The sequence below is a fragment of the Novosphingobium sp. BL-52-GroH genome (assembly GCF_044813085.1).
In the GTDB taxonomy this organism is placed as follows: Bacteria; Pseudomonadota; Alphaproteobacteria; order Sphingomonadales; family Sphingomonadaceae; genus Novosphingobium.
The window spans coordinates 1,055,367-1,067,500 of record NZ_CP171149.1 but is presented as its reverse complement, the minus strand read 5'-3'; the positions used below and the strand labels follow the sequence as shown (position 1 = coordinate 1,067,500).

7 protein-coding genes are annotated in these 12,134 nt (G+C 65.8%); 3 read left to right on the top strand and 4 right to left on the bottom strand.

All coding sequences use genetic code 11. The features are described 5' to 3' along the window. Positions 1-367: 367 nt before the first annotated feature. Positions 368-664: a hypothetical protein gene (locus ACFFDA_RS04550; RefSeq protein WP_404476428.1), complete on the top strand. Its 297-nt coding sequence runs from the start codon at positions 368-370 to the stop codon at positions 662-664. A gap of 134 nt (positions 665-798) precedes the next feature. Here ACFFDA_RS04550 and ACFFDA_RS04545 read toward each other — a convergent pair whose 3' ends face one another. Then, the gene (locus ACFFDA_RS04545) at positions 799-3,249 is read right to left on the bottom strand and encodes a TonB-dependent receptor (RefSeq protein WP_404476427.1); all 2,451 of its coding nucleotides are present in this window, start codon (positions 3,247-3,249) and stop codon (positions 799-801) included. A gap of 917 nt (positions 3,250-4,166) precedes the next feature. On the opposite strand from ACFFDA_RS04545, the gene ACFFDA_RS04540 reads away from it, so the two are divergent. Both ACFFDA_RS04540 and ACFFDA_RS04535 read left to right on the top strand, forming a co-directional pair. Continuing rightward, positions 4,167-6,464, top strand: coding sequence for a TonB-dependent receptor (locus ACFFDA_RS04540; RefSeq protein WP_404476425.1), 2,298 nt, complete (start codon positions 4,167-4,169; stop codon positions 6,462-6,464). Between the two features lies 1 nt (position 6,465). After that, on the top strand, positions 6,466-7,158 hold the full coding sequence (locus tag ACFFDA_RS04535; RefSeq protein WP_404476423.1) for a cysteine hydrolase family protein: 693 nt from the start codon (positions 6,466-6,468) through the stop codon (positions 7,156-7,158). 33 nt (positions 7,159-7,191) lie between these two features. Here ACFFDA_RS04535 and ACFFDA_RS04530 read toward each other — a convergent pair whose 3' ends face one another. The 3 genes from ACFFDA_RS04530 to ACFFDA_RS04520 form a co-directional block, all read right to left on the bottom strand. Continuing rightward, the gene (locus ACFFDA_RS04530; protein WP_404476422.1) at positions 7,192-10,308 is read right to left on the bottom strand and encodes an efflux RND transporter permease subunit; all 3,117 of its coding nucleotides are present in this window, start codon (positions 10,306-10,308) and stop codon (positions 7,192-7,194) included. Beyond that, on the bottom strand, positions 10,305-11,402 hold the full coding sequence (locus ACFFDA_RS04525; protein WP_404476420.1) for an efflux RND transporter periplasmic adaptor subunit: 1,098 nt from the start codon (positions 11,400-11,402) through the stop codon (positions 10,305-10,307). The genes ACFFDA_RS04530 and ACFFDA_RS04525 overlap by 4 nt, the downstream gene beginning before the upstream one ends. Positions 11,403-11,489: 87 nt before the next feature. Then, a complete protein-coding gene (locus tag ACFFDA_RS04520) occupies positions 11,490-12,113 on the bottom strand; it encodes a TetR/AcrR family transcriptional regulator (RefSeq protein WP_404476418.1) in 624 nt (207 codons plus the stop codon). Between the last annotated feature and the right edge of the window lie 21 nt (positions 12,114-12,134).

The window sequence follows — 12,134 nt, the reverse complement described above, 5'->3', positions numbered from 1 at the left end:
AGGCTCTCCACGTTCCGCCTCGCCAGCCCCACCTATGCCGTGCTCCCCGGCCGACCACCGTCGATCGCGGCTTGCCCTTCCAACACCGACCGCACCCTGCAGACCAGCCTCTACGGAGCGGCGCCCCTCAATCCGTTCGAGGGGTCAGGTCATCTTCAGCGGCCGATAAACCGATGGCGACACCATCATGCGGACACCCGATACGACAACCAGCCCCGGCGCGCCGCGGCGGCAGACCAAGAGCGGAGACGGCGCGCCCCCCTCTACAAAGCGATCAGCGGCGTCGAGACCTGGAAGCGGGGCTGGAAATCGCCGGCTCGGTCGACCCTGACTGGCGCATTGCGGGAAGCATACTTATGTGCACAGCATGAACTCCGACGGCCCGCGCTTCTCGCCGGATACCCCGCTGGGACTGGCGAAACTCAGCACGACGTACAAGATCGGCGACCTGACCGTCGGCGGCACCCGGCAAAGCCGCATCTACCGCGCCATGCCTGTCCCGACCGGCGCGTTCCGGCACAACGGCCAGCCCGCCATGGCCACCGGCCACGTTTCCCAGGGCAGCTACGTCCTGATCGACCTGCTGGTCCGTCCCGAGCCTTCCCCGAATGTCGGCGCCAGGGTCGACGCCACGGACATTCTCATACAACCCGTACTTCCGTAACGTCGGCTTCTTCAACTCGGGCTGGTACGGCCAGCCTCTGATACCGGGGAGCCGTGGCACGGATGATCCGGCCGCCGCCCCAAGGGCGGCGGCCTTCCCGTCGATGCAGGGGCGTGAGGGCACCCCGGCAATCGTCAGAAGTTGTAGCCGACCGAGAAGATCGCCTGGCGTGGCGGGATGAAGGTATCGGAAATCTGTCCGCTGCCATAGGGGTCGGTGAAGCGTGAGTTGACGCCGTCCTTGTTGAACACGTTGGTGACCGTCACCGAGGCGTGGAAGCCGGTATCGGCGAAATCGTAGTTCGCGAAGAGATTCACCTGCGAGTAGTCCGGCGTATCGTCCTGTACCGGGCTTGCGAACACCCGCGAGTTGAACTTGCCGCGGTAGATGTACTGCGCGCGGGCGGTGAATTCGCCGGGGCCGACCTCGCCCGTCCACGTAACCGCCGCCGAGCCCTGCACCGACGGCATCTTGGGGATCTTGTTCCCGTTGATGTTCTCGCGGGCCGCCCGGCGGGCCAGCGCCGCGGAAAAGAAGTTCTGATAGAACCCGCCAACGCCTGCATAGCCTGCGGCGACTTGCGCTGCGTCCGCCGCAGTCGGATCGAGGGCCATGTAATCGCTGGTGAACTCGCCATGGAGAAGCGAGAGCGACCCTTCGAAGCGCAAGTGCGAGGTCGCCTTCCAGTCCATCTCCAGTTCGGCACCATAGACTTCCGCCTTGGGACCGTTGCTGATGCCATCGGCGAACAGGATCGGATCTTCCTCGAGGAATTGCAGGTTCTTGTAGAAGTAGTAGAAGGCCGAGGCGTTGATCTGCAGTGTGTCGCCGAAGAATCGGTTCTTCGAGCCGATTTCGATCGAATCGAGGGTTTCCGGCTTGAACGTCGGCTTGACGCCGTCCTCCCACCCGAGGAGCTTGAACGAGCCGTTCTGCGACGCCGAGCCGTTGATGCCGCCCGGCTTGAAGCCGCGCGTGAAGCTGGCATAGACCATGTTCTGCGGCGTCAGGTCGTAGTCCAGCGCGAACTTGCCGGTGACGCGTTTGGTGCTGGTGCCCACCGTCGGTGTAGGCTGGAGATAGGCGCCCGCATTGCTGCCGGTGCCGCCGTTCGACAGGCTGTCGCTGACCCCGCTGTACTTGTCGTGGTTGTAGCGCAGGCCGGCCGTGACCGTCAGTTTGTCGGTGAGGTCGAGACTGGCCTGCGCATAGCCGGCATAGGCTTCGCGCGTCACCGCAGAGAGTTCGGCATAGGTCAGGGCGGAGACGAGCGGATTGTCGTAGGCGGCGTCTACGGGGAGGGCCGGATCGAGCCCGGCACCTTCGTCGGACCGGTATTCGTTGATGTAGTTCTTGTTCTTGGAGCGCAGATACACGCCGCCGACAATCCAGCGGAACGGTCCTTCGTTGTCCGATGCCAGGTTGTATTCCTGGGTCCACGAAGTGGTGTTCTGCTCCCAGGTGGCGATGTGGTCGTAGCGCACGCCGGCACCGGGGCTAATGCCGTCGGTAAGCGCGAAGAACAGATCGGTGTTGAGCCCATCGCCGTCCCACGACAGCTTGCTGTGCAGCTTCTGGTAGCTGGTGATCGAGCTGAACGTCGCCCCGCCCATGTCGAACTTGACGACGCCGTAGTAAAGCTGGGTGCGGATATAGGTCTTGCCCGGATAGTCCTGGGTCAGGATGCGTGCATCGGGCTCGGGATCGAGGATGTTCTTCTGCGCGGAGGCGTTGTTGTCGCCCTTGTACTGGATCGTGCTCAGCAGCACCGAGACGCGGTCGTTGGGCTGCCACTTGACGGCGACCTTGCCGCCCCACTCGTTGGCGTCGTCCAGTTCATAGTCGGGATCACCGGCCACGCTGGTGGCCTTGGCATAGCCGTCGTGGCGGTAGCGCTGGACCGCGGCGCGTACCGCCAGGGTCTCTCCGATCGGCACGTTGAGCGCGGCATCGGCCTTGAGCAGGTCGTAGTTGCCGTAGCCCACGTTGGCCGATCCCGACAGCACGCCCGGCTCGGGCTGCTTGGACACGACGTTGATGGTGCCCCCGGTCGAACCCTGGCCGTACATGGTGCCTTGCGGACCGCGCAGGACTTCGACTTGCGCCACGTCGATGAAGGCGGCGTTGGCGGCGATCGAGTTGAAGATATAGACGCCGTCTACGTGGAACGAGACACCCGGCTGGGTATTCGGGTTCTCGGGCGTTTCGGAACCGATGCCGCGGATCGAGATCATGCGCTCGCCGCCACCGCTCTTGGCGACGACGAGCCCCGGCACGCTTCCGTTGAGGCCGGTGATCTCGGTGATGTTGGCTTTCGTGAGGGTGTCGTCGGTGACGGCGGAAACCGAAAGCGAGGCCTTCTGCAACGTGACGTTGGTGCGCTCGGCTGACACGACGATTTCTTCCAGCCCCGGGCCCGAACCACCCGCCGAAGCGTCCGCAGCGCTCCCCGGCGCCTCGTCGGCCGCCGTTTCAGCCGCAACCTCGGCCGCAACCTCGGCCCATGCCTGGACGGGAGAAGTCGCGGCGAGAAGCGCCAGGACGGAGACACCCGTGGATTTGATTAATCGAGCTCTCGTGATCACAATAACCCCCCATCGTTGGAGGCGCACCACAAGGGATGCGCGCGTTTCCCACCGCCCTTCAGATTCTGGAGATCCTCATCCCGGATGTATCACCCGGCATGGCACGGGCGCCTGCAAATCGGCGCCCCCGCTATCCCGTGCCGCAATGACGTTGTGCGCCATCGCGGCCGGCCTGCACTGCTTCCCTGTTTCTTATTACTTGAATCGCATGGTTATTTTCCATGTGGTCGATCTGTCATGTGCCCTGACGCCCTTGTCCGGGCAACGACGAAATTCCGGCCTCGTCGCACTGTGCATCGTTAGCTTCTGCGATTCCAGGCGCGACGCAAGCCTCAAGTTACCGCGTGCGCTCGCGATCAAGTGGCGGGGCATCATACGCAAAGAAACCGTCATGCCGACGCGCCGGCTCGGACCTTCGGTGCCCGCCGGGTGCCCAGCGCTTTCCGTGCATCGGCCCGATGCAAGCATCCCAGTTCTCGACGAAAATGCCGGCAGGGGGCCGGGACGATCGAGCCGTTCGCCGCGCAACCGGAACTCGCCATCCTGCCACCCGCACGCGGCGCCAAGAACCGGAGCAGCGGGCTCCACCGTCGATCGGGAGAAGGTGGCTTGTCCGGCCCGCTCGCTTCCGGCCGACTTGTCAATGAGCGCCCTGTCTTCGTTGCCCCGGCATCACGGCATTGCGGCTACATGGCGGGTATGGAAGCATAATCGGCAGACCGACATGACGGTGGGAAACCGGGTTTCGCGCCAGATCCGAATCTGACCATAATTTGCATTGCATATTGCATAATTTAATGCACGATTAAGTACGGCCTGAAACGGGCAGATCATCGCACGGTGAGGCGCTGTGCGCGGGATGAAGCAAGAAAAGAAACGACGGGAGCGGATCTCAACCAGACAACAGGGAGATCCTCATGCAAGCCAAGACATTCCCCAGCCGCGTGGCCCGGCTCGCCATCGCGACGTCGCTCTGGGCGATCGCGGCGACTGCCGTGCCGGCCAGCGCCGCAGAGGCGGATGCGGCCGACGGCGCGCAGCTGGGCGACATCATCGTCACCGGCGAGAAGCGCGACACGCGCCTGCAGGACATTCCGATCGCCATCACCGCGATCGATTCCACCGTGCTGCGTGAGCGCAACACCAACCGGCTCGACGACCTCGACGGCTACGTCCCGGGCCTCAGCATCGCGCGCAACCAGGGCGCCGAGCGCGTCGTGACGATCCGCGGGATCGGCTACGAGACCAGCTCGAATCCCAATTCGCAGCCGGGCGTCGCCTTCCACATCAACGGCGTCTACATCGCCCACACCATGTCGCTGGGGCAGGACCTGATCGACGTCGACCGGATCGAGGTCCTGCGCGGCCCCCAGGGCACCGTCTTCGGCGAGACATCCACCGGCGGCGCGATCAACGTCATCACAAAGAAGCCGGTGATCGGCGATTCCAGCGGCAATGCCTCGGCGTCCTACGGCAACTACAACTACGTCAAGGCCGACGGTGCGGTGAACGTGCCACTCGGGCCTACGCTCGCCGCACGCTTCGCCGGACAGTACCTGCGCCACGACGGCTACGGCTATTCGGTCAGCGTGCCCAACGTCGACAAGTACGAGCTGGAGGACGAGAACAATCTCGCCGGACGCGCCTCGCTGCTGTGGCAGCCCAATTCCACTTTCAGCGCGCTGCTCGAAGCCTCGGCCTTCCATGCCGACCATGCCGGCGCCGTGCAGAAGCTCATCACCGACACCACGCCCGGCAAGCGCCACGTCGACCAGGACTACCCGGCCACGTACGAACTCGACACCCGGATGGTCTCGCTCACGCTCTCGCAGGAGCTGAACGACACGATGGTGCTGAAGTCGGTCAGCGCCTACCAGTACATGAACAAGAACCAGCAGTCGGAATCCGACCGCACGTCGAACCCGGCGATCTTCGACCACCTCGTGCGCTGGCACGACCGCAGCAAGACCTTCACCGAGGAACTCACCCTCAGCTCGCAGAACACTTCGGCGCTGGAGTGGACGGTAGGCGGGTTCTATTTGCGCCAACGGGCGCTGCAGGACATCCTCGAACTGTCCGCGCCTTCGATCGCCGCGGTGGTCCTGCCCGACGGGACCGGGGTCAAATTCCAGACCGACAGCCCCTACCAGCACACCTCCTGGGCGGCCTATGGCCAGGCCACCTTCCACGCCTCCGAAGCGCTCGCGGTGACGGCGGGCCTGCGCTACAGCTGGGACAAGGTCTCGGCCCAGCCCTACCAGTTCTTCTACGTCGTGCCGCCGCGCTCGGCCAAGAGCGACGCCATCACCGGAAAGCTGAGCGCGGAGTACAAGCTGACCCCCGCCAACTCGGTCTACCTGACCGGCTCCACCGGCTACAAGCCGACCGGCGTCAGCTTCGTCTCCGACCTGCCCTTCGCCCCGGGCAGCTTCTCGTCCGGGCCGCAGTACGTGCCGCAGAGCTTCAAGAAGGAGACGGTGAAGGCGCTGGAGATCGGCTCCAAGAACGAATTCTTCGACAAGCGCGTGCGGCTGAACGTGGCGGGCTACTACTACTGGTACAAGAACTTCCAGTTCACCGCCGAGGACCCCGTGCCCTTCGCCGGCGGCACCGACAACATCCCCAAGGCCGAAGTCTGGGGCGCCGAGGCCGAAGGCACCTTCGTCGTCTCGCCCAGCCTGCGGTTCGACGGCACGTTCTCGTGGGGGAAGGGCAAGTTCACCTCGGACTTCCTGACCATCGACGCGCAGACCGCTGCGCAGGTCCGCGCCGCCACGTTCGCCGAACTGGGCTACCCCGCCGGATACTACTACGATGCCCGGATCGAGCAGGCCGTCGACGACGCGCGCGAGAACGTCAACGGCAAGCGCCTGCCCAAGATGCCCACCACGCAAGGATCGTTCTCGGCCACCTACACCGCCTTCCTGCCCGGCGCCGAACTGGCCGTTCGCGGCGAGATGGCCTACCGCGGCAGCTACAACTACCGCGTCTTCGCCGACAGCTTCCTCGACAAGGTGCCGTCGTACACGATCTTCAACGCCTCGATCAGCTACACGCCGGAAGACAAGCCCTGGCGCCTGGGCCTGCGCGCGCAGAACATCACCAACAAGGCCGGCATCGCCTCGCGCTTCTCCGACCCCTACGGTTCGGGCACCACCAGCGTCGAATACATCCCGCCGCGCCAGGTGATGGGTTCGGTCTCGGTCGACTTCTGACATGGTTCACTCGATCGAACTGCCCGACTGGGCCGTCGTCCGCGGGCGCATCCACAACGACTTCCCCGCCCTGGACGGCGCTCGCACCGCGCTCGTCGCAATCGACATGCAGACCGTCTTCATGGAACCGGGCGAAGTCTTCGGCAATCCGCAGGCGCTGGACATCGCCGACAAGGTCAACCGCGCCGCACACGTGGTGCGCGCGGCCGGCGGCAAGGTCTACTGGACCCGCCAGACGACCAGCGCGGAGCCGCCCCTGGCGATGCCGGCCTGGCAATACGACATGACCGACACCACGGTCCGCACCGCCGTCGAGGTCATGCGCGCGGGCACGCCTTCCCATGCGATCCATCCCGCGATGGACGTGCGGGACGGCGACCCGGTGGTCGACAAGTACCGCTACAGTGCGTTCATGTGCCCTGCCCAGGGGCTGAAATCGGCGCTGGAAGGCACCGGCATCGATACCCTGGTTATCGCGGGCACGCTCACCAACTGCTGCTGCGAAAGCACCGCGCGCGATGCCAACATGATGGGCTACAAGGTCGTGTTCCTGAGCGATGCAACCGCCACCGTGACCGACGAGGAGCATAACGCCGCGCTCCTCAACGTCTGCATCATGTTCGCCGACGTGCGCCGCACCGACGAACTCGAAGGCCTTTTCGAGGCGGCGCGGAAGGCAGGAGCGGCCGTATAGCCCTCCCCCTGCCTTCCTCGCGAACCCCGCGCTTCACGCGGGCTGCGGCACTGTCCTGTCCACCATCGGAGCATCGGCCTGCCCGGGATGCCCGTGCCGGCCATCGGGGCGGATGCGGAACCAGATGGCATAGAGCGCCGGCAGGAAGATCAGCGTCAGCACCGTCCCGCCCAGCGTGCCCCCGATCAGCGTGTAGGCCAGCGAACCCCAGAATACCGAGGTGGTGAGCGGGATGAAAGCCAGGATCGCCGCCAGCGCCGTCAGGATCACCGGCCTTGCGCGTTGCACGGTGGCTTCCACCACGGCGTTGTAGGGATCGAGGCCGTCCGCTTCGTTGCCGTGGATCTGCCCGATCAGGATCAGCGTGTTGCGCATCAGGATACCGGCGAGACCGATCAGTCCCAGGATCGAATTGAACCCGAACGGTTGGCCGAACAGCAGCAACGTCGGGACCACGCCCACCAGCCCCAGCGGCGCGGTCGCCACCACCATCGCCATCGCCGAGAAGCTGCGGACCTGGAAGATGATGACCGTCAGCATCAGCGCGATCATGATCGGAAAGACCGCCGCCAGCGCGGCATTGGCCTTGCCCGCCTCCTCGATCGCGCCTGCCGTGTCGATGTGATAGCCGGCGGGCAGTCCGGACCTGAGCGGGGCCAGCGCCTTGTCCATCGCCATCGACACTTCGGGCGGCTGCAGCCCTTCGGCGATGTCGCCGCGCACGGTTATCGTGGGAACGCGGTCGCGGCGGCGCAGGATCGGGTCTTCCATGCGCACTTCCATCCGGCCGAGTTGGGCGACCGGAACGTGCTGCCCTTGTTCGCCGATCAGCGTGAAGCCGCCGATGCGCGCGGGATCGAGCCGTTCGGCACCGCTGCTGCGGGCGACGACGTCGACGGTGCGGATATCCTCGCGCATCTGGCTGACGGTCGATCCGGTCAGCAGGAACTGCAATTGCTCCGCCGCCGCCTGCGACGTGAGGCCGATGGCGCGCAGCCGGTCCTGATCGAGGACGAAGTGCATCGTCGGTACCCGCTCGCCCCAGTCGCTGTTGACCTGTCGCATGTCGGGGCTGGCCAGCATGACCCGGCGCACGTCCTCGGCGATCCTGCGCACCTTCGCCTCGTCCGGGCCGTTGACGCGGAAGGCGACCGGGAACGGCGAATAGGGGCCGAACACCAGTTGCGTCGCGCGCACCCGCGCCTCGGGCGCCAGGCCATCGGCCACCACCCGCCGCACCCGCAGCTTGAGCGCCTCGCGCGCGGCCTCGTCGGGGGTGCGGATCACGATCTTGGCGAACGACGGGTCGGGAAGCTCGGGCGCCATCGCAAGGAAGAAGCGCGGCGCGCCCTGCCCGACATAGGCCGTGACGATCTGCGCCTCGGGCTGCTTCTTCAGCCACGCCTCGACCTTGGCGGTTGCGGCGCTGGTCTGCTCGATGCTGGTGCCCTCGGGCATCTGCACCTCCACGAGCACTTCGGGCCGGTCGGACGTCGGGAAGAACTGCTGCTTGACCGCGCCCATGGCGAACACGGCGATGACGAATGCCGCCACCACCGCGCCGGCGACCGTCCATTTTCGCCGGATCACGCCCGCCAGAATACGGCGCAGACGGTTGTAGCGCGGTGTATCGTAGATCGCCTCGTGACCGCCCTTCACCCGCTCGATCTCGGGCAGAAGCTTGACGCCGAGGTACGGCGTGAAGGCCACCGCGACGATCCACGAGGTGACCAGCGCAAAGCCGACGATCCAGAAGATGTTGCCGGCGTACTCCCCCGCGCTTGACTTGGCGAAGCCGACCGGCATGAGGCCGATCACCGTCACCAGCGTCCCGCTCAGCATCGGCGCGGCGGTGTGGCTCCAGGCATAGGTGGCCGCGGTCAGCCGGTCGAAACCCTCCTCCATCTTCACCACCATCATCTCGATGGCGATGATGGCATCGTCCACCAACAGCCCAAGCGCGAGAATCAGGGCACCCAGCGTGATGCGGTCGAACTCGCGCCCCGTCGCCATCATGATGACGAACACGGTGGCCAGCGTCAGCGGCACGGCGGCGGCCACGACGATGCCCACGCGCCAGCCCATCGAGATCAGGCACACCGCCATCACCACCGCGAGCGCGACGAAGAACTTGAGCATGAACTCGCCGACCGCCTCCTGAATGTTGACGGACTGGTCCGTGACCTTGGTGAGCGAAAGGCCCAGCGGCAGTTCCCCGCCGATCCGGCCGACTTCCGCATCGAGAGCCTTGCCCAGGTCCAGCCCGTTCCAGCGGTCGCGCTTGACGACGCCCAGCAGCAGGGCCGGCTCGCCCTCGTGCCGAACCAGGAACGTCGCCGGGTCCTCGTAGCCGCGCCTGACCTCCGCGATGTCCGATAGCCGCAGCGTGCGTCCCTGCGCAACGATCGGGATGGCGCGGATGGCGTCGAGCCCGTCGAACGCCCCGTCGAGGCGCACCACGACCTGCGGCCCCTTGGCCTCGATCGATCCGGCCGGCGTCACCAGGTTCTGCGCGGCGAGGGCCCCCAGGATATCGCGCGGGTTGATGCCCAGCGTGGCGAGGCGGTCTTGCGAGAACTCCACGAAGATGCGCTCCGGCCGCTCGCCGATGATATTGACCTTGCGCACGCCGGGAACGTGCAGCAGCCGTTGGCGCAACGTTTCCGCCTCGCGCGCGAGGACGTTGAGCGGTTCGCCCTTTGCCTTGAGCGCATAGAGCGCGAATGTGACGTCCGAATACTCGTCGTTCACGAAAGGCCCGACGACGCCGCGCGGCAGCTTGGAGGCTTCGTCCGAAAGCTTCTTGCGCGCCTGGTAGAACTCGTCGGGCACGGCCTCGGGCGGAGTCGTGTCCTTGAGGGTCAGGGTGGTGAAGGCGAGGCCCGGGCGGGTGAAAGTCTCCGACCGATCGTACCAGGCCAGTTCCTGGAGGCGCTTTTCGAGCGGCTCGGCGACCTGGTCCTGCATCTCCTGCGCGGTGGCACCAGGCCAGGCGGTGACGACCGTCAGAACCTTGACCGTGAAAGCCGGGTCCTCTGCGCGACCCAGGCTGAGGAAAGCCACGAGCCCCGCCAGCGAAAGCGTGACGATGAGGAACAGCGTGATCGCCCGCTCGCGCACCGCCAGCGCGGAAAGGTTGAAGCCGCTCATCGCGCGGCTACCGGAGTTGCGGTGCGCACCTGCTCGCCCTCGCGCAAGAGATGCGCGCCGAGCGAGACGAAGCGCTCGCCCGTGCGCAGGCCGCCGGCGAGGCGGGCGGTCTCGGCACCCAGTGCGACGACCTTCACGGTACGCCAGTGGACGCGATCCTTGCTATCGAGCACCCAGACGCCCGGCCCGCTGCCGGGGTCGTGCAGCGCCCCGAGCGGCACTTCCAGGGCCACCGGGGCATCGCCGCTCGCTGCCAGTTGCAGCGTCACGGTCGACCCCAGCGGCGCGCTTGCGGCCGCACCGTCGAGCACATAGCGCGCTTCGTACGTGCGGGTCTGCGGATCGGCGGCATCCGACAACTGGCGCAGCCGCGCCACGCTCGTCGTACCGCGAAACAGCCTGGCCTGTGCGGTGGAGCCAACCGCCGGGCGCTGTGTCTCGGGCAGTGCGACCACCGCCTCGCGCGCGCCTGCATGCGCCAGGCGCACGACGGGCTGCCCTGCGGCCACCACCTGCCCCGGTTCGGCCAGCGTCTCGACCACGGTGCCGTCGGCATCGGCCAGCAGCAGGGCATAGCCCGCCTCGTTGCGCGCCACCGAAGCCTGCGCCTGAAGGGCGCTTAATTGCCCGCGGGCCGCGTCGGCATCCGCCTTGACCTTGCCATAGGCGGATGCGGAAATCGCCCCGGCCGAGACGAGGTCGCGATAGCGCTTTTCGTCCGCGGCCGTCTGGATCGCGGTCGCCCGCGCCGCCGCCACGGCCCCTTGCGACTGCCTTGAGGCAAGGACATAGTCGGTAGCATCTATCCGCATCAGCGGCTGGCCCCGGCGCACCACCTGCCCGGTATCGACCAGCCGGGCCACGACCTTGCCGGCGACGCGAAAGCCGAGGTTGCTCTGCACGCGCGAGGAAATGACTCCCGTGAAACTCTCGCCATCCTCGTGCGCGGCGCCGGCGGTGGCGGTGCGCACCAGCGGCGGCTGGGTCCGCGGATCAGCATCGGCATGGCCGCAGGAGGCCAGCAGCAGCATCGGGGAAAGCACCAGAACTGATGGCGCGGCACGGGTCAGGAACGAGAGAGAAATGGTCGACATGGCGAGTCCTGCCTGAGGAAGTCAGGGGCGCCATTGTCGTTCATGTGACCATATTGTCAACTAGTCACAAACCGTGAATGATAGTTTTTATGGCGCCAGGCTGCGCAGGATGAGGCTCACGACTTCTGTCGGGCCATTGTCCAAGCTGTCCAGCTTGTACTGGAGCATGACCGGATTATGGAAGGATTCCATGGCCTTCATGATTGCCCGCGCGGTCTCGTCGAGCGGTGTCTTGCGCTCGAATTCTCCCGAGGCGCGCCCCTCCAGCACGATCTCGCGCACGATCTGCTCCAGGGCCGAACAATAGGCCATGCAGGACGGCCATTGTTCGACGACCGAGTGAGTCGCTATTTCGTAAAGCTTCTGATCGTCGAAGAAGAGTTCCGCGCTGGATGAGACTATGGCGCTGAAAAAGCTTCGCATTTTCTCGGTCGCAGTAGGGGCATCGGCTACCGCTTGCCGCGCCTGTCCGAGCAGGCCCTCCAGCGTCTTGGCGCAGATCGCCTGGCCTATCGCCTGCTTCGAATCGAAGAACTTGTAGACGTAGGCCTTCGAGAAACCGATCGCCTTGGCCAAGTCGGAAACCGTGGTCTTGCTGTAGCCGTAGCGCGAAAAGTGCGCTTCCGCGGCCTCGACGATCTGCTCCCGGATCGCATGCTCGCCGGGTCCGCGATGGCCGACGGCCAGGGTATCGAATGTATCTTCAGTCATGGCACACCAGATACCTCACCG